Consider the following 17466-nt stretch of genomic DNA (forward strand, 5'->3'; position numbering starts at 1 on the left):
CCGGTCCCAAGCGGCTGGCTGAACGTGTTCTAATTCGGCTGGCCGAACAGGCCGATCAGCAACCGGACCTGGGTGTCGAACACGCTCCTGGGGTCGGTCACGGTATCGGCACCGTACTGCTCGAAGACCTCCATGCTGATCGCACCCAACACGCCGGCCCACAGCAGAAAACACCTGGCCATCACGCGATCATCGCCCGGAAAGCCGAACTCGTGCCGAATGCGTTCGAAGTCCGACGACATCGGTTGCGGCGCGGCATCACTGGTGAGCATGATGTCGCCGGTGGTGATGCCCGCCGCGATCGCGTCGAACAGATCCGCCACCACGCGGGTGCCCACTCCCACGGTGCGCTCCGGCGGCGCGTGATACCCGGGCACCGGGCTGCCGTACAGCAATGCCCATCTCGCCGGGTGCGCGACCGCCCAGGCTCGCACCGCGTGCGTGATGGCCAGCACGTCCTCGCTCCACGAATCGCTCTGGGTGCTTTCGCGGGCCTGGCGCACCGCCTCGGCGAGGTCGGAATACGCATCGACCAGCAGCAACGTCAACAGCTCGTCCCGGTTGGCGACGTAGCGGTACACCGCCGAGGAAACCATGCCCAGTTCGCGGGCGATGGCCCGCAGCGACAATCCGGCCGCGCCGTGCTCCAGCAGATGGCGGCGCCCGACTTCGACGATGTTCGCCTCGATCTGTTCCCGCGACTCCTGGCGCTTGCCCACGGCGTCAAGTGTGGCAGGACCGAGATCACCGCTCTTGCTTTTCGGTCACGGTTGTGACACGGTAATCGACAAGTGAGAGCACTGCTCTCGTTTGTGCCTGGGAGGCAGTGATGACCACGCAGTATCAGCAACCACATCGCGTCGCGCAGTACGCGAACACGGTCATCCGCTGGCTCGCGGAATCCGGCGTCAGCATCGCCGGCACCCGGGCGCTGCGGGTGCGTGGGCGCAAGACCGGCCAACCGCGCAGCGTGGTGGTCAACGTGCTGGTCGCCGACGGCGCTGAGTACCTCGTCTCACCCCGCGGCAATACCCAGTGGGCCCGCAACGTCAGGGCCGCGGGGGTGGTCGAGACCGGCCCGCGCTGGCGGCGTCGGCGCGCCACCGTCACCGAGGTTGCCGACGACGACAAACCCGAGATTCTTCGCAGTTATCTGCAGCGGTGGTTTTGGCAGGTGAAGGACTACGTCGGCGGCGTGACGCCACAATCCGGCACCGAGGAGTTGCGCGCTGCCGGGACCCGGATCCCGGTGTTCGCGCTGGCGACTACGGATTGAAACCGGTGTCCTCGCGGACCTGCTGGGAGACCGACGCCCAGAGGACCGCCGCGGGCAGGGTGCCCCACACGCTGTTGAAGATTCCCACGATTTGGCCGGATCCATCGCCCGCGAGGTAGATCGGTCCGCCGGAGTCACCCTGCTGGGTCTGCACTCCGTTGGTCATGGTGAACCAGCCGTTGTTGACGCTTTCCACCGTCCCGCAGGTCTCGCCGGTGATGATGCCGAAGTGGCAGACCGCCTGACCCGGACTCACCGTGCCCGGCCCGGACCGCAGCTGGCGGCCACCCGGCAGCGCGTTGCTCACCGTCACGTTGTCCGCCAGGGCAATCGCCTCGTAGTCGGCGATCTGCTGGTCGGTGGCTACCGTCGAACCGGTCGGCGTGTTGTCGCGGAAGGTCGTCATATGCCCGATGACGTTGTTGGCCTGGTCGGTGACGGCGCCGCCCCCGCGGCAGTGCCCGGCCGTGTACGCCGTGTGCATGCGGACATCGACGAATCCCAGGGTGCAGACCCGATTGTCCTGGTGGATCTCCATCCCGGGATACACGACCGTGGGGTCTGCGCTGGCGGTTGCCGGCGCGAGCGCCGACACCGACGCCACGAGCATCAGGGATGCGGTTACTGAACGCAACACCGTGCGGCGCACCATCGGACTCCGATCATCTCGGGCCGACACAGTGCCGACCTCCCCTATCGAGGTTACGGATTGATAACCCCGTATAGGTCATCGCCCGGGAATCGCGCTGCGTTACCGCGATGTGGCAAGTGGCGCGCTTTTGTGGGTCTGGTCGGCCGTGCGGGGCGCCCACCCCGGGGGCCCGAAGACGTAGCCGAACCGGTCGCGCAGCCGGGTCGCCGCGCGGACGTCGCGCGCAATGGCCACGTATTCGTGCGTCTGCAGCTTCCAGATGTTGAACGTGTCGACCTGCTTGGTCAAGCCGTAGTGCGGCCGGAACGTCTCCTTCTGGAAGCTGCCGAACAGGCGGTCGAAAAGGATGAAGATGCCGCCGTAGTTCTTGTCCAGGTACTCCGGGTCCATGCCGTGATGCACGCGGTGGTGGGACGGGGTGTTGAAGATGAACTCAAACCAACGCGGCAGCTTGTCGATGCGCTCGGTGTGCACCCAGAACTGGTAGATGAGGTTCAGCGACCAGCTGAAGAAGATCAGCCACGGCGGGAGCCCGAGCAGCGGCAGGGGCAACCACATCAGGATCTCGCCGCTGTTGTTCCACTTTTGCCGCAGCGCGGTGGCGAAGTTGAAGTATTGGCTTGAGTGGTGCGCCTGGTGGGTAGCCCAGATGAGCCGGATGCGGTGGGCGACGCGGTGGTAGGCGTAGTACAGCAGGTCTACGCCGACGATTGCGGCGACCCAGGTGTACCACTTGGTCGCAGGGAGGTGCCACGGGGCGAGGTAGGCATAGATTCCGGCATACCCGAACAGCGCCAAGGTCTTCCAGGCGGCAGTCGTGGCAATCGACACCAGACCCATCGAGATGCTCGCCATGGAGTCGCGGGTCAGGTATGCCCCCGACGACGGCCTGTCCTTCGACGGGTTCTTGGCAGCAGCGGCATCAAGCTTCTCCAGCTTGCGGGCCGCCGTCCACTCCAGGGTCAACAGCAAGAGGAAGAACGGTATGGCAAACAGCACCGGGTCCCGCATTTCCGGGGGCAGCCCCGTGAAAAAGCCCGCTATAGCACTCACGGCAGCCAGATTACTGTCATCGCGGTCGGAACGTACCGGGTTCTCGCACGGTAGGCACCAGTGAGAACTCTGACGCGCCCGGTGCACAAACCGCACGTGACCCAGCGTCTGCTCCGCGCGTCCGGCATGCGCAACCGGATGTTCCCGCCGGCGAAGCTGGCGAGCTGGGCCGCCAACCCCCGTCCGCCCTACTGCGGGATGCCGTCCAAGCTGGTCCAGAAGAAGGTCGAGGTCGTTCGCGAGGACCTCAACGGCCGTCCGGTCTACCAGGTCACCCCACGTCACAGTGACGTCCGCGACCACACGGGTCACCTGATCTACCTGCACGGCGGCGCCTATGTGCTGGATCTGCTGCCCCATTTTCACTGGCCGGCCATTGCCCGGCTGGCGACCATGTTGAACCGCACCATCACGGTGCCGATCTACCCGATCGCGCCCGAAAGCAACTATCGGCAGGTGTTTCCGTTCCTGCTGCAGCTCTACCGAAGCATTTTGGAGACGCGTGAACCGGATTCCGTGGCCTTCATGGGAGATTCGGCCGGGGGCGGGATGGCCTTCGCGCTGTGTCACGCCGTGCGGGACGCGGGCCTGCCGAAGCCCACGGATGCTGTGCTGCTCTCGCCCTGGATGCATCTGGGGCTGCCGGACCCGGATGTGCCCAACGTCGCCAAAATCGACCCTTTCCTCAACCTCGACGATCTGCGTGCGGCCGGAATTCGCTACGCCGGCGGCGATCCGCTGGACACTCCCCTGCTCAGCCCCAGCGTGGGACCGCTGGACGGGCTGCCGAGATTGACCGTGTTCACCGGGACCCATGATGTACTCAACCCCGACGCTCGCGCTTTTCGCCGGCGTGCGACGTCCGAAGGCCTGGACATCGGCTGGTACGAACTCGAGGGAGGCATGCACACGTGGATGCTCCTCCCCGGCCACAAGGCCAAGGCGACGCTGGGCCAGATCCGCAACGTGCTGGCGGGTCAACCCGGGTCCTGATCATCGGTTCCGGTTTTGCCGGACTGTGGGCGGCGCTGGGTGCGGCGCGCCGTCTCGACGAACTCACGGTCCCCCCGGGGAGCGTGGAGGTCACGGTGCTCAGCGCCCAACCGTTCCACGACATCCGGGTGCGTAACTACGAGGACGACCTGAGCGCCTGCCGCATCCCGCTCGCCGAGTTGCTCGACCCCGTCGGCGTCGCGCACGTCACCGCCGAGGTGACGCACATCGACACCGATGCCCGCACCGTCACCACCTCGGCCGGTACGACGTACGGATACGACCGGTTGGTGCTCGCGGCGGGCAGCAGGGTGAACAAACCCGACCTGCCGGGGCTGCGCGAATTCGCTTTCGACGTCGACACCTACGACGGTGCCGAGCGCCTGCGGCACCATCTGGAAGCGTTGCCCGCTGGGCCGGCGACGGCCACCGTTGTGGTGGTCGGGGCTGGGCTGACCGGGATCGAGACAGCCTGCGAGCTGCCGCACCGGCTGCGCGAACTGGGGCTGACTCCGCGCGTGGTGCTGGTCGACCACAACCCGCTGGTCGGTTCGGACATGGGCGCTTCGGCGCGGCCGGTGATCGAGAAAGCCTTGGCGGACAACGGCGTTGAGTGTCGCACTGGTGTCGGCGTGACGGCCGTGGGGCCGGCCGGTGTGTCGCTTACCTCGGGCGAGCAGCTGGACACCGCCACCGTGGTCTGGTGTGCCGGAATGCGGGCCAATGCGCTGACCGGCCAGTTGCCGGTGACCCGCGACCGATTGGGGCGCGTTGCGGTCGACGACTACCTACGGGTGATCGGGGTCCCTGCGATGTTCGCCGCCGGCGATGTGGCCGCGGCCCGCATGGACGACGAGCACCTGTCTGTCATGTCGTGTCAGCACGGCCGGCCGATGGGACGGTACGCGGGATACAACGTCATCAGCGAGCTGTTCGGCGAGCCGATGCTCGCGCTGCGAATCCCTTGGTATGTCACGGTTCTCGACCTCGGTCCGGCGGGTGCGGTGTACACCGAAGGGTGGGATCGCCTCGTGGTGGCTCAGGGCGATCAGGCCAAGGCCACCAAACACACGATCAACACCAAGCGGATCTATCCACCCCTGACCGCCAGCCGCGCGGACCTGCTCGCCGCCGCCGCGCCGGAGCTGCAGGCGCGACCCTGATATCAGTCGGGTTGGGCGGTGGGCAGCATCGGGCTGTTCTGCTCGCCGGCGTACCAGTGCACCGCATAGATGCCCGGTTGCAGCGACAACTCGGCCACCAGCCGTTCCAGTTTGGCCGCGGAATGACCGCCCAGCAGCACATGCGCGGTCAGCGCGGCATTGTCGTCGGACTGTCCGGTGTGGATACCGCGCAGGATGATGTCATTGCTGCGAGTGTGCTGGACGATCTGGGCCCGGGCATACTGCGCCGACTTGGGCCGGCAGACCACCTGGACCTGGAACGGTTCGAGGCCCTCGTCGTCGTCGCCGGTGTCGTCGTGGTCGATGAGCCGACCCAACGGGCGTCCGAACAGGTGGATGACGATCACCGTGCCGGTGGCGATCAAGGCGAACACCAGGTGTCCGGAGGCCGCCAGCACGCCGACGGCGGCCGAGCACCACAGGGTGGCCGCCGTGTTGAGCCCGCGGACGTTGGCGCCCTGGCGCAGGATGACACCGCCGCCCAGAAATCCGATGCCGGAGACGACGTACGACGCGACCCGGGTGGGGCTGCTGTCCTCGGTCGCGGCGGCGTAAAGCACGAACAGCGTGGCACCGGCCGCCACGAGCGCGTTGGTGCGCAAACCCGCCATGCGGGCCCGCCACTGGCGCTCCAATCCGATCAGGGCGCCGCACCCCACGCCGACGGCCAGGCGGAGCGCGAAGTCGGCAGTGGTCAACGTCTGCACGGCGCAACTCCTTTCCTCGAACCGCAAGGCAACCAGAATCGGGTTAACGCTCGGTGTCGGCCGGGCAAACCGGCTTGTCGCTAGAAGTAGCCGCCCTCGGGTTGGCCCAGGTGCTCGGGGCAGTAGGTGTTCGACGCGATGGCCGTGAACAGTGCCGCACCGTCCAGGGTCAGCCCGGGATTCTGGTTGCGCACGTCGGTCAGGACCTGCAGACCGGTCTCACCGTTGCGCATCAACCCGCACACGGCCTGCGCCGACGTGATCGCCCGGCTGGTGTCGGGCACCGTGATGCCGGCCTTGGCGAGTGCGGCCAGGAAGGCGGCGTCGTCCCCCGCGGGGTCGCCGTGGGCGGGTGCGGCAAAACCTAGTGCCGCGGCCGCGGCAGCGGCGGCGAGGACCGCTGACAACAGCCTCATCAGCCGCCCTGCCCCGACTCGGGCAACATGATCTTGGGCTTGTCACTGTTGGAGACGTGCACGGCATGGATGCCGGGTTTCTTCGACAGTTTCTCGAGGAGCCCGTCGAGCCCGGCCTTGTCGACGTTCCAGTGTTGCACCGCGTCGGGCTCCTGCTGCAGCTTGGCGATGACCTTGTCCAGTTTCACCGGTTCCACCGGGCCCTCGCCGCCGTTGGCGCGGGCCCGGGCACCGCTTCCGCTGTAGACCTGTGCCCCGACCGTGCCCGCGGCACCACCGGTCAGACTGCCCAGCGCCGCCTGGTTGACGAGGTCGGCCGGAAGCGCGGCCGCGGGCGCCGCGGCCATGCTGGTGGCGGGCAGCGCGGTGGAGACCATCCGGATCGCCGGGGTGGCCGAGGCCCAGCTGGGCGGCACCGACAGCTTGCCCACCACGTTGGCGCCACCCACGCTCGCCGACGTCGCGCCGGCCGATGTCGCGCTGCTCAGGCCGGCGGAAGTCGGAGCCATCCCTAGCCCCGCTCCCAGTGCCGACTTCGGGATGTCCTCGAGCGGCGGCTTCCAGAACAGCTTGAACTCGGTCATGCCCAGGTTGGGACCGCTCATGGAGTCGTTGGCCACCGTGCTGAACCGGCCGATGTCGGCCAGGATTCCGAAGCTGTTCTCCCACGTGGAGGCGGCCAACGGGGTTCCGGTGAGGGCGTTCAGCAGCTGGCCCATGGCCTGGATGTACGCGGTGCCGCCGCTGCCGAGAGCCTCGAAGACCTGCAGGACGATGTCGAACGGGAAGATCGGCGCCGCCGTCGGAGCGGCCGTGGCCGCCGCGGTTGCCGCCGCCGTGCCCGCGGCCAGGGCACTGGACTGTCCGACCGCCGCTTGCTGGCTGCTCAGACCGGCCGCGTTGGTGACCTGCGGTGGGTCGGTGTAGGGAGTCAGCCTGGCGGCGACCGCTGACGAACTGGCGTAGTCGAACATCGCCGCAGAGTCCTGGGCCCACATCTCGGCGTACTGGGCCTCGAGGGCTGCGATCGCGCCGGTGTTCTGCCCGAAGATGTTCGTGGCCACCAGCAACGCCAACTGGGCGCGGTTGATCGCGATCTGCGTGGGTGGCACCACAGCGGCGAACGCCGCCTCGTAGGCGCTCACGGCCGCTTTCGCCTGATCGGCGGCGGCTTTGGCCTGGGCCGCGGTAGCTGACATCCAGGTCACGTACGGTGCCGCGGCCGCGGCCATCGCGGCGGCCGAGGGACCGGTCCACGATTCGTTGGCCAATCCGTCGACGATCAGGCCGTATGCGGATGCGGTGGCCTGCAGTTCGGCCGCCAGGGTGTCCCAGGCCGTGGCGGCCGCAATCATCGGACCGGCACCCGGGCCGGCGTACATCAGGCCGGAGGTGATCTCCGGCGGTCGCACCGCGAAGCTCATGACCCGGGCCTTTCCGCTACAGACATCATCGGTCAGTCCGCCGGTATCACGATGATTGTCGCCGTGGCAGCAACGTCTTCGGCGGCCGCCGCACCTCCCGACGCCCCGGCGGTGCCGTTGCTGACGGTGCGCACGGTGGCCCCGGCCAGCGCGCGTCCGGCCAGGCTCGCCATGGCCATCTCTCCGAACACGCCACCCTCGGCCGCCGCGGGCGCCGCCGCCAGTGCCTCGGGGGTGGCGGCGGGCAGCACCGATGCCATGGTCCTCATCACGGGAGCGGCCGTGACCCAGCCCTGTGGCACCGACAGCGATCCGACCAGGGTGGAGTGCCCCATCGACCCGGCCACCCCGCCGGCGGGCCCGACCGAGGCCACGTATCCCCCGCGTAGTGGCGACAGGCCGGCCAGCGGCTTTCCGCCGGTGCTCAGCAAAGAGGCGACACCCGGGGCGTTCTGCGACAGGCCGAGGATCTGCAGGGCGAAGAGCCACCAGCCGCCGCCCAGGACGATGCCGGCGATCGGGCTGTAGGCGCCGGTGATGGCAGCGAAGAAGGGGCGGACCGCCACGACAAAGGGGTTGATGGCGTCGATGACCGAGGACACCGGTGTCGCAGCCGCGGGTGCCGCAGCCGCCGGGCCCACCGTCTGCAGCGCGTTCGGGACGACGGTCATGAGCTGGGCCAGCTGGGATTGTATTTCGGTAGCGCCGACAGCCTCAGCGGTTGCGGCACTCTGTCTGGCCATCCCAGCCGGATCGGTGGTCTCCGGAGGCTCGGTGAACGGCGTCAGCTCCGTCGCGGCGGCCGACGATGCCGCGTATGCATACATTGCGGCGGCGTCCTGAGCCCACATCTCCACGTACTGCGCCTCGGTGGCAGCGATCGCGGCCGTGTTCTGACCGAGCAGGTTGGTGGCGATCAACGCCATCAGCAGGCTGCGGTTGGCTTCGATGACGGGCGGCGGCACGGTCGCCGCGAACGCGCCTTCGTATGCCGCCGCGGCGAGTTTGGCCTGTGCTGCGATCTGCTCGGCCTGAGTGCCCGTTGCGTTGAGCCACGCGACGAACGGCGCCGCCGCCGACAGCATTGACGCCGCCGCCGGGCCGTGCCACGACCCGACGGTCAAGCCCTGGATCGTCGAACCGTAGGAGGTCGCGGTGGTGTGCATCTCGGCCGCCAGCGCATCCCACGCCGCTGCGGCAGCCAGCATCGGCCCAGATCCCGCCCCCATGTACATGCGTCCCGAGTTGATTTCCGGCGGCAACGCCCCGAAGTCCATCTATTCCCTCCGGTCCCCATTGTGGGCGCCATGGTAATCGCCGGGGTGCCGTTGTGCGGGGAGGTCCGGCGGATCTCATATGAAGTCCACCAGATGCCCCAATGACACTCCGCGCAATTCCACGTATTTGCGGGTTTGGGTACCGGTTATGTGAAAGTCGAGTGAGTTTCTGTCAGCTCTTCGAGAGGTGTTGGGGGCAGTAGAACTTCGAAGAGATGACGGCGAACTCGGCCGCGGCATCCAGATTGAACGCCGGGTTGTGGGTCTGCACATCATGGACGAGCTCAAGACCCGACTCGCCGTTGTTCAGGCAGGTGCACACCGCCTTGGCGGACCGCACGGCCTGGGCCGGCGAGTTGTAGCCGATATCGGCCGTGTGCAGGGCCGCGAGGAACCCTGCGTCGTCCCCACCGCCATCGTCTGAGGGGTCGGCGTACGCCGGGACGGCGAAGCCGATTGTGGCACTCACGCCGATCAGCGCGAGAAGCAATTTCATGTCATAACCCTTTCTTGCTCGGGGGGTCGTGCTATCCCAATTGCGCATCCGAAGGCACCACCGCCTTATCGCCCTTCGACAGGTGCACCGCGTGGATGCCTGGTTTCTTGGCCAGTTGTTCCAGCAGGCTGTCGAGACCTTCCTGATCGACCGTGTGGTGCTGAACGCTGTCCGGCCGTTCCGATATCTGGGCGACCATCCGTTTGAGCATTTCCGGTGATTTGAGGTCGTTGAGGTCCTTGACGGGTGTGAGGCGGCTGCGCGTGCCCGTCCGTCCCGACGGTGCGGGCACCCCGGCGCCCAGGGCGGCGCCCGTCATACCCGCCAGCGACATCGAGCTGAGCAACCCGCCCTGACCGAGTTCGGCGGCCGGGACGGCTTCGGGCCCGGCCGCGGAGAGCGCGGCGGCGACGGTGCGGATGGCCGGGGTGTTCGCGGCCCAACTCGGGGGCACCGTCAACGCACCGACCAGGGTGCCCCGTCCGAAGTTGGCGGCCGGCGCCGAGGTGGCACCGGTCAGCCAGCCTCGACCCCAGTGCGGTGCTGCCAGCCCGCCACCCAGCGCGTCCTTCGGCAGCTCGCTCAAAGCTGCCGCCGAGTGCGGACCGAATTTCAGGAACTGCGATACGGGGAAGTTGATCAGCAGGCCGATGTCGTTGAACTGGGTGGTGAAGCCCAGCGGCACCTTGAGAGCGGAATACAGCGTCGTGTAGGTCGACGCCCCGGCCGGCCCGAACATGCCGTTCAGCAGACCGTTGATGGTGGCGGTGTAGTCGGTGCTCAGGTTCGCCAGCGTCTGCAGTAAGCCCGACACCGGGTCGCCGGCCGCCAGGATCGATTGCGCGACAGTGCCGCCCGATGTACCTGCCGACTGCGCGGCCGCGGCGGCCTGGTTGACCAGACCGCCCGCGTTGACGACCTGCGGCGGCTCGGTGAACGGGGTGACGCGGCTGGCGGCGGCCGACGAACCGGCGTAGTTGTCCATCGCGAGCGCGTCCTGCGCCCAGAACTCGCCATACTGGGCCTCCGTGGCAGCGATGGCCGCGGTGTTCTGCCCGAACAGGTTGGTGGCCATCAGCGCCGCCAACTGGGCACGGTTGGCCGCGATCTCCTCCGGCGGCACATGCGCGGCGAAAGCCGTCTCGTAGGCGGCTGCCGCCGCCGTCGCCTGGTTCGCCGTTTGCGCGGCCTGTGCTGCGGTGGCGCTCACCCACGTCACGTACGGTGTCGCCGCCGCAGCCATCGCCGCCGACGACGGCCCTACCCACGGTCCGCTGGTCAGGCTGGAGACCACCCCGGTCAAAGACGCTGCGGTGGACTGCAGTTCAGCGGCGACGCCGTTCCAGGCCGCTGCCGCCGCCAACATCGGTCCCGCGCCCGGACCGCTGTACATCCGGCCGGAATTGATCTCCGGCGGAAAGGCTGCATAAAACATGTCGGTCTACCCCCTGCCCCGTGGACACATCTGAATCGTTTGTGCCGGACTGTGATTCGCCGTTGCTGTCACGGTCTCATTCCTCCAGTGCCGGGAGGACGAAGATCATCGCCGCGGCGGGGTCGGCTTCGGCGACCACGCCACCCAGTGATGCGGCCGTCGCGCCACCGCTTCCGGAGCTTGCCGTGGTGGCAGCCAGAGCGCGTCCTGCCAGGCTGGACAGGGCCATCTGACTGAAGACGCCGGACTCCCCCGTCAGGGTGGCCGCCGGCGCGGCCGCCAGATTGGCCGACAGCGTCGCGGCGACCGTTCTGATGGCCGGCGCGGCGGTGGTCCACCCCTGCGGCACCGACAAGCTCCCTACCAGTGCCGCGCGTCCCATTGCACCGGAGGCCCCGACCGGGCCGGCACCGGTGAGGTGCGGTGGAATCGACTGGGCGATGGGCGCAAGTGCGCCGGTGATGGGCTGCGACGGCGCGAAGAAGGATGCCAGGCCCTGCCCGTTCTGACCATAGGCGTAGACCTGCCCGAACGACAGGAACGGACCGCCGGGGATGGAACTCAGACCCTGCAGCGAGAACGGCCCGGTGAGGGTTCCCATGATGGTGTTCCAGTTCGCCAGGTTCGTCGAGAGCCAGGGCGGCAGCGACGCGGTGGCTATCTGCGGCACGGCAAGCCCCTGCAGCAACGACGTCGAGCCCGTTGACGGTGCGGCGCCGACCGTTGTCGCGAGGTTCTGCAGCGCCGTCGGCACGGAAGTGACCAGCTGGGACAGCTTCGCCGCCACATCGGAGCCCGTCGATGCGCCGGTGGCCTGGGTGACAGCGGCCGCCTGCAGAGCCGGTCCCGAGGTGCTGGTGGTTTGTGGGGGTTCGGTGAAAGGTGTCAATTGGGTTGCCGCCGAGGATGATCCGGCGTATCCGTACATGGCGACGGCGTCCTGAGCCCACATCTCCAGATACTGCGCCTCAGTGGCGGCGATGGCGGGAGTGTTCTGCCCGAAGATATTGGTGGCGATCAGCGACAGCAGCAGTGCGCGGTTCGCCGCGATGACCGGTGGCGGAACCGTTGCGGCAAAGGCGGTTTCGTACGCTCCGACCGCAATCTTTGCCTGCGCCGCCGCTTGATCGGCCTGGGCGGCGGTGGCGGAGATCCAGGACACGTAGGGGCCTGCCGCGGCCGCCATCGCGATGGCCGTCGGTCCTTGCCAGGTACCGGCGGTCAGGTTTTCGATCGCGGCCGCGTATGAGGCTGCGGTGGAATGTAATTCGGCTCCCAGAGCGTCCCAGGCCGCGGCTGCGGCCAGCATCGGGCCCGGGCCGGGCCCGGTATACATGCGACCGGAGTTGATCTCGGGTGGCAGTGCCCCGTAATCCATAGGTGTTACCTCTTCATCCCCTCGATGACTGCCCGGGCAGAGCCACGGCGGCGGTCATTCACTCCCTGATTAAAAGGCTCGGTAAGCGCGGAGCGCTTGGCTGATACAGGCCCCCCGTCTGATTCGAACACCATCGTCAATGGAACTTATTGTCGGCGCGTTCCCGTACTGTAATCGCAAGGTAAACAAGAACTCTCACTGGTCAGAGATGGCGTGTGATATTGGAATACAGCTATGTGTGTAGGCATGGTTTACCCAGCTCAAAGGGTTACTTAAATTTCGCAGCAAAATGCTATTTAGGTGCTTAGCACTGCCAAAAATAGTCTGAATTCATGATTCATGGACTACCCGATAAATGTGGCGAGTGGGTCGTCAGAATAGCGACCGAGTGTGGTGATAACGGCGCGAATATCTCGCGCTCAAGTCGAGGTGGTCATCCGAACCGTTTTCGTCTGCGGAACGTGTCATGGGCCGGTTGCGGTCTGGGTCGACCCGAATCGGTCGAGCGCGCCCGGTCGCCGTCGACCTTCGCGTGAGGGAGGATGTCGCCTGGTGCCCGCCCAGCCGTCATGAGATGTTCTCCTAGCATTAGGAATCAACCTACGTAAGACGTTAGGGAACGGGAGCCAAGAACACCTGTATCGTGACTGCACCTTTCCTGACGATTTCCTGAAAGGGCATTTCGCGCAGGTCAATACGTCTTTCGTCACCCGGCGGCGGGTGGTCGCGCGACGACGGTGGGGCGGAAGCCGTACTGCGGGACGGCCCGGCCGTAAGGTTGTCCGGCGACGTTGCCCATTGGAACGCCCGGCATTCCGGGCGCTCCCGCCGGCGGTGGCGCCACCATGGGCGTGCCGCCCAGCGCGGAGTGCAGCGGGCCGGTCAGCGGAGTGGCCGCCGTCCAGGCCGGTGGCACCGAAAGTTTGCCGACGCCAGCCGCATTGCCCGCACCGGCGGACACGATGCCGGCAATGCCGCTCGTGGACTCCACCGAACTAGAGACCGCACTACCAGCCGCCGTCGCGGCGCTTTCCGTCGCATCGGTTGCGGCACCGCCGCTAAGCATGTCGAGGAAGGGGCCAAAGGTGCTGCCGGGCACCAACAGTCCGGTGGAGGCGATGGTGTTCCACACATTGGCGTTAGGTCCCCAGTCGGCCCAAAAGCTCTGTCCTGCGGGCCCATTGCCTCCCGAGAGTCCCTGCAGGGCTCCCGGGACCGCCGAAATCAGTTGAGACAGCACGCTCTGCTGACCAGAAGATGCTGCCGCCTGGGTGACCGCGGCCGGCTGTGCGCCCGGTCCACCGGGATTGGCGCCTTCTTGCGGTTCGGTGAACGGGCTCAATTGTGTGGCGCCGGATGATGATCCGGCGTAGTCGTACATCGCGGCCGCATCCTGTGCCCACATCTGGAAGTACTGCGCCTCGGTGGCGGCGATCGCCGGGGTGTTCTGGCCGAGGACGTTGGTGGCCACCAGCGCGGCCAACTGCGCGCGGTTGGCCGCGATCAGCGGAGGTGGCACCGTGGCCGCGAAGGCCGCCTCGTAGGCGGCCGCGGCGGCCTCCGCTTGCGCAGCGGTCTGCTCGGCCTGCGCCGCGGTCGCACTCATCCAGGCGACCTGCGGCATGGCCGCCGCTGCCATGGATGCCGAAGCGGGACCCAGCCACTCATCTCCGGTCAACGTCGACAGCACCCCGTAGTAGGACAACGCGGTGGCGCGCAACTCGGCGGCCAGGGCGTTCCACGCGGACGCGGCGGCGAGCATCGGACCGGAGCCCGGCCCGGTGTACATCCGCGCGGAGTTGATCTCGGGCGGCAACGCTGCAAAATCCAGTGCGGCAGGCATCGGTCGCCTCCTTGGCTGACTGTTTTCCGGCAGGACAGAATTCCGGGCAGCATTGATCGCAATTCGCGCAGCGCTATTCCGCGCAGGTTGAATGGCGCGCTACTGGGAAATCAGCGCACGCGAGAAACTATCGGAAATTCCAACTCAAAGTGCGAACATGGTGCCCGGGTCGGATCGAAACGAAATGGTCGTCGATCTCGGATAGGGACTGTCGTCGGGACTCACTCCGCTCTCACCTCCTCTGGGCCGGGGCACGCAGGGGTGCCGGGTGCACGCCACAGAGATGAGACCAGCGGGAAAACCGCTGGGCCAGCACCTCTCTCGACAGAGCTTTGGCACCACACGGCGTATCCGGCCGGTGCCGGAAGCCACTTGGGCTCAACCCTTAAGCCGGGAAGAGCTGTCCTGACCCTGGGCGTCTTTCGACGTTCGAGGTCAGTGGCCTGTGTCCGTGCAGACGCCTCACCTAGCGAGGTGCATGCAAAGTCATCGTGGCACTTGACACGATAAGAGTCAACTCAACGCCCGCATTTTCCGGCAATTCGCGAGAATTCGGGTCAACGAAAATTCTTATTGGACACGGCGGCAATTATTACGTCGGCGGGGTCCGGCGTCAGCCCGCGGCCACCGGACGGGGCATTATCGTCAGCTTGAACCCGTATCGAGGCCCGTTGCCCCAGTTGCGTGAGTAGGCAGTGGGAGCGGGCATCCCGGGCATTCCGGGCATGTTTACCGCGGCTTCTGGCGCCGCGGTGACGGCCCCGCCGGAGCTGGGGACCGCGCGGTTCGCGACCTCGACGGCCGTGGTCCAACTCGGCGGTACGGACAACCGGCCGACGAAGGAAGCCTGATTGACTCCGGCGCCCACACCGCCCGACTGCGAGGCGGTCAGGCCCGCCGTGGCGGACGAGGCATCGGCGGCAGCGGGGGCGGCATCGAGTGCCCCGTCGGCCACGGCCTCGACGTCGGCGAGCGCGTCGGTCGTGGCAGGGAAAATGATTGTGGGCGACACATATTGGGCCGACACGACTCCGTTCACCAGCGTTGAGTTCAGGAAGATTCCGTAGGGGTTGCCGTCATTTCCGTCGAGGAAGTTCAGGATGTCGGCGAGCAACCCGGTCTGCGGGATGTTGTCGAATGGCGAGGCGGCTGCCGGAGATGCCAGTTGCTGCAAGCTCCCGGGCACTGTGGACATCAGTTGCGGCAGCTCAGTCTGCGTGGCGGTGGAACCCGACGCCTGGGAAACGGCTGCCGCCTGGGCCGCCGGACCGCCCGGGTTGGTGGTCTGGTCGGGTTCGCGGAACGGCGTTAGCGTCGCAGCCTCCGCGGCGCTGGCGGCATACACGTACATCGCCGTCGCATCCTGGGCCCACATTTCGGCGTATTCGGCTTCGGTGGCCGCGATCGCGGGTGTGTTGATGCCCAGGAAGTTGGTGGCTACCAGCATCAGCAGTCGTGCCCTGTTGGCGGCGACGACCGCCGGAGGCACGGTCATCGCGAATGCCGCTTCATATGCGGCCGCGGCGGCGGCCGCCTGACCGGCGGTCTGCTCCGCCTGTAGCCCGGTCGCGCTCATCCACGTCACGTACGGAGCGACGGCAGCCGTCATTGCGGCCGACGCCGGCCCCAGCCAGCCTTCGCTGACCAACGTCGATATCACCGATTCGTATACCGTTGCGGTCAAACGCAATTCATCGGCAATCCCGTTCCACGCCGTCACCGCGGCCAGCAGCGGCGCTGCACCGGGCCCGGTATACATTCGCAGCGAGTTGATTTCAGGTGGGAGTGCTCCAAAATCCAATACCAGCACCTCCTTTCGCCCATCGTGAGCGATGTCGCGGTGGCCTCCCTCCTGTCATCCAGCGGCCGGTGGGCGCCCCATGATCGTCGGCCGGAACCCGTAGCGCGGAGGATTGCCGAAGTTGTTGCCGTACATGCCGCCGACCGGCATGCCGGGGAAGCCCGGCATACCCGCCGCGGCCTGCGGCGCAACCGCGGTACTGGTCCACCCACCACCGGGTGCGGCCGCACCGGCGTGATTGACCACCGCCGTGGCTGCCGTCCAGGTCTGCGGCACGGACAACCGCCCGACGACGGCCGATTGGTTGATTCCGGCCGTCACACCGCCTCCCGTGGTGAACGAGGCCTCGGCCACATCCATCAAAGGGGGAAGGTTGGTCGGGTTGGCCGGAGACGCCGCCGGTATCCAGGAAGCGTTTCCCTCACCGGAACCCATCGGTGGCAGCGCTTGCTGCTGTGCGCCAAGTGCGACGGCGTTGATGTCGGCCAATCCAGCGAACGCAGCCGGGGCCACGATGGCGGGGCTCACATACCCGGCCGACACGAACCCGTTCACCAGGTTGGAATTCAGGAAGATGCCATACGGATTCCCATCGTTACCGTCCAGGAAATTCAGCAGGTCGGCGAGCAGCCCGGCCCCCGGGAAGGCGTCCAGTGCGGCCGCCGGCGCCGAAAGGCCTTGCAGGGTCGAAGGAACCGACGACATCAACTGCGGGAGCTGCGATTGCACGGTGCCCACCGCGGTACCGGCCGCCTGCGTGACCGCGGTCGCCTGGCCGGCCTGCCCGGCCGGATCGGTGACCTGGGGTGGCGCGCTGAACGGCGTCAGTGTCGACGCGGCCGCCGAGCTGGTGGCATAGCCGTACATCGCCGCCGCATCCTGGGCCCACATCTCCCCATAGGCGGCCTCGTTCGCCGCAATCGCGGACGTGTTCTGACCGATCAGATTCGTTGCCACCAGCAGCTGCAACTCGGCCCGGTTGGCGGCGACGACCGCGGGGGGCACCGTCATGGCGTAGGCCGTCTCGTACGCGCCGGCCGCGGCTGCCGCCTGGGTGGCGGCTTCCTCGGCCTTCACCCCGGTCAGTGTCATCCAGGTCAGATAGGGCGTGATTGCCGCCAGCATGGCCTCCGACGCGGGCCCGCGCCAGCCGTCGTCGGTCAGTATCGAGACGACTGTGTCGTAGGCGGCGGCCGTCGACTGCAGTTCGGTGGCCAACCGCTCCCAGGCCGATACCGCGGCCAGCATCGGTGCCGACCCGGGCCCGGAGTACATGCGCAGCGAGTTGACTTCCGGTGGAAATGCGCCAAAATCCATTGTCACCGCCTCCTCAACCGATCACAGCGACCGGGGCGTCAGCGGAACATGTTGCAGCGCAATTGATTATAAGAATAGTCATCGGACTTCTCCTGTGGGATGGTCCGACCCGGCTACAGAACTTGGCCGCTGAGGTGGTGTCGGGGTGCTGCCGATGACGCAAGCGCTGCGGGCGCCGCGTGTCCGGATTGTCGCGCCAGCCGATTCCGACGAC

General features: G+C 67.2%; 16 protein-coding genes and 1 riboswitch. Of the genes, 3 read left to right on the forward strand and 13 right to left on the reverse strand.

Features of this window, described 5'->3' with window-relative positions; all coding sequences use genetic code 11:
- Window positions 1-29 precede the first annotated feature (29 nt).
- Entirely contained in the window at window positions 30-719 is a 690-nt protein-coding gene (locus AO501_RS18590; protein WP_055579116.1) for a TetR/AcrR family transcriptional regulator, read from the reverse strand.
- 110 nt (window positions 720-829) lie between these two features.
- Here AO501_RS18590 and AO501_RS18595 point away from each other — a divergent pair, with 110 nt between their 5' ends.
- A complete protein-coding gene (locus AO501_RS18595) occupies window positions 830-1276 on the forward strand; it encodes a nitroreductase family deazaflavin-dependent oxidoreductase (RefSeq protein WP_055579117.1) in 447 nt (148 codons plus the stop codon).
- On the opposite strand, the gene AO501_RS18600 is transcribed toward AO501_RS18595, so the two are convergent.
- Both AO501_RS18600 and AO501_RS18605 read right to left on the reverse strand, forming a co-directional pair.
- Window positions 1266-1928 carry a hypothetical protein gene (locus AO501_RS18600; protein WP_055579118.1) on the reverse strand — a complete coding sequence of 221 codons (663 nt, stop codon included), beginning with the start codon at window positions 1926-1928 and terminating at the stop codon, window positions 1266-1268. The genes AO501_RS18595 and AO501_RS18600 overlap by 11 nt on opposite strands.
- A 99-nt stretch (window positions 1929-2027) precedes the next feature.
- The gene (locus tag AO501_RS18605) at window positions 2028-2981 is read right to left on the reverse strand and encodes a sterol desaturase family protein (RefSeq protein WP_055579119.1); all 954 of its coding nucleotides are present in this window, start codon (window positions 2979-2981) and stop codon (window positions 2028-2030) included.
- Window positions 2982-3041: 60 nt separating this feature from the next.
- On the opposite strand from AO501_RS18605, the gene AO501_RS36045 reads away from it, so the two are divergent.
- Both AO501_RS36045 and AO501_RS18615 read left to right on the forward strand, forming a co-directional pair.
- On the forward strand, window positions 3042-3974 hold the full coding sequence (locus AO501_RS36045; protein ID WP_156452666.1) for an alpha/beta hydrolase fold domain-containing protein: 933 nt from the start codon (window positions 3042-3044) through the stop codon (window positions 3972-3974).
- Window positions 3971-5137 carry an NAD(P)/FAD-dependent oxidoreductase gene (locus tag AO501_RS18615; protein WP_231752541.1) on the forward strand — a complete coding sequence of 389 codons (1167 nt, stop codon included), beginning with the start codon at window positions 3971-3973 and terminating at the stop codon, window positions 5135-5137. Before AO501_RS36045 ends, AO501_RS18615 begins: the two co-directional genes overlap by 4 nt.
- 2 nt (window positions 5138-5139) lie before the next feature.
- Here AO501_RS18615 and AO501_RS18620 read toward each other — a convergent pair whose 3' ends face one another.
- The 10 genes from AO501_RS18620 to AO501_RS18665 all read right to left on the reverse strand — a co-directional run bounded on the left by AO501_RS18620 (window position 5140) and on the right by AO501_RS18665 (window position 17252).
- The gene (locus AO501_RS18620) at window positions 5140-5865 is read right to left on the reverse strand and encodes an MgtC/SapB family protein (RefSeq protein ID WP_055579121.1); all 726 of its coding nucleotides are present in this window, start codon (window positions 5863-5865) and stop codon (window positions 5140-5142) included.
- Window positions 5866-5945: 80 nt separating this feature from the next.
- Complete coding sequence (locus tag AO501_RS18625; protein ID WP_055579122.1) at window positions 5946-6281, reverse strand: DUF732 domain-containing protein; 336 nt, start codon at window positions 6279-6281, stop codon at window positions 5946-5948.
- The gene (locus AO501_RS18630) at window positions 6281-7705 is read right to left on the reverse strand and encodes a PPE family protein (RefSeq protein WP_055579123.1); all 1425 of its coding nucleotides are present in this window, start codon (window positions 7703-7705) and stop codon (window positions 6281-6283) included. The genes AO501_RS18625 and AO501_RS18630 overlap by 1 nt, the downstream gene beginning before the upstream one ends.
- Window positions 7706-7737: 32 nt before the next feature.
- Window positions 7738-8982: a PPE family protein gene (locus tag AO501_RS18635; protein ID WP_055579124.1), complete on the reverse strand. Its 1245-nt coding sequence runs from the start codon at window positions 8980-8982 to the stop codon at window positions 7738-7740.
- 172 nt (window positions 8983-9154) lie between these two features.
- Window positions 9155-9478, reverse strand: coding sequence for a DUF732 domain-containing protein (locus tag AO501_RS18640; RefSeq protein ID WP_055579125.1), 324 nt, complete (start codon window positions 9476-9478; stop codon window positions 9155-9157).
- 31 nt (window positions 9479-9509) lie between these two features.
- Complete coding sequence (locus AO501_RS18645) at window positions 9510-10913, reverse strand: PPE family protein (RefSeq protein ID WP_055579126.1); 1404 nt, start codon at window positions 10911-10913, stop codon at window positions 9510-9512.
- Window positions 10914-10989: 76 nt separating this feature from the next.
- Window positions 10990-12291, reverse strand: coding sequence for a PPE family protein (locus AO501_RS18650; protein ID WP_055579127.1), 1302 nt, complete (start codon window positions 12289-12291; stop codon window positions 10990-10992).
- Window positions 12292-12997: 706 nt separating this feature from the next.
- Complete coding sequence (locus AO501_RS18655) at window positions 12998-14134, reverse strand: PPE family protein (RefSeq protein ID WP_055579128.1); 1137 nt, start codon at window positions 14132-14134, stop codon at window positions 12998-13000.
- 309 nt (window positions 14135-14443) lie between these two features.
- Window positions 14444-14615, reverse strand: a riboswitch (M-box (ykoK) riboswitch).
- A gap of 132 nt (window positions 14616-14747) precedes the next feature.
- On the reverse strand, window positions 14748-15935 hold the full coding sequence (locus tag AO501_RS18660; protein WP_055579141.1) for a PPE family protein: 1188 nt from the start codon (window positions 15933-15935) through the stop codon (window positions 14748-14750).
- A 54-nt stretch (window positions 15936-15989) separates the two neighbouring features.
- Window positions 15990-17252 carry a PPE family protein gene (locus AO501_RS18665; protein WP_055579129.1) on the reverse strand — a complete coding sequence of 421 codons (1263 nt, stop codon included), beginning with the start codon at window positions 17250-17252 and terminating at the stop codon, window positions 15990-15992.
- Window positions 17253-17466: the final 214 nt, after the last annotated feature.

The sequence above is a fragment of the Mycobacterium gordonae genome (assembly GCF_001417955.2).
GTDB lineage: Bacteria > Actinomycetota > Actinomycetes > Mycobacteriales > Mycobacteriaceae > Mycobacterium > Mycobacterium gordonae_B.

Excerpts from the sequence above, each read along its gene's own strand:
- AO501_RS18595 (WP_055579117.1), top strand. The coding sequence starts at position 830 with ATGACCACGCAGTATCAGCAACCACATCGCGTCGCGCAGTACGCGAAC.
- AO501_RS18600 (WP_055579118.1), bottom strand. The coding sequence starts at position 1,928 with ATGGTGCGCCGCACGGTGTTGCGTTCAGTAACCGCATCCCTGATGCTC.
- AO501_RS18625 (WP_055579122.1), bottom strand. The coding sequence starts at position 6,281 with ATGAGGCTGTTGTCAGCGGTCCTCGCCGCCGCTGCCGCGGCCGCGGCA.
- AO501_RS18630 (WP_055579123.1), bottom strand. The coding sequence starts at position 7,705 with ATGAGCTTCGCGGTGCGACCGCCGGAGATCACCTCCGGCCTGATGTAC.
- AO501_RS18635 (WP_055579124.1), bottom strand. The coding sequence starts at position 8,982 with ATGGACTTCGGGGCGTTGCCGCCGGAAATCAACTCGGGACGCATGTAC.
- AO501_RS18640 (WP_055579125.1), bottom strand. The coding sequence starts at position 9,478 with ATGAAATTGCTTCTCGCGCTGATCGGCGTGAGTGCCACAATCGGCTTC.
- AO501_RS18645 (WP_055579126.1), bottom strand. The coding sequence starts at position 10,913 with ATGTTTTATGCAGCCTTTCCGCCGGAGATCAATTCCGGCCGGATGTAC.
- AO501_RS18650 (WP_055579127.1), bottom strand. The coding sequence starts at position 12,291 with ATGGATTACGGGGCACTGCCACCCGAGATCAACTCCGGTCGCATGTAT.
- AO501_RS18655 (WP_055579128.1), bottom strand. The coding sequence starts at position 14,134 with ATGCCTGCCGCACTGGATTTTGCAGCGTTGCCGCCCGAGATCAACTCC.
- AO501_RS18665 (WP_055579129.1), bottom strand. The coding sequence starts at position 17,252 with ATGGATTTTGGCGCATTTCCACCGGAAGTCAACTCGCTGCGCATGTAC.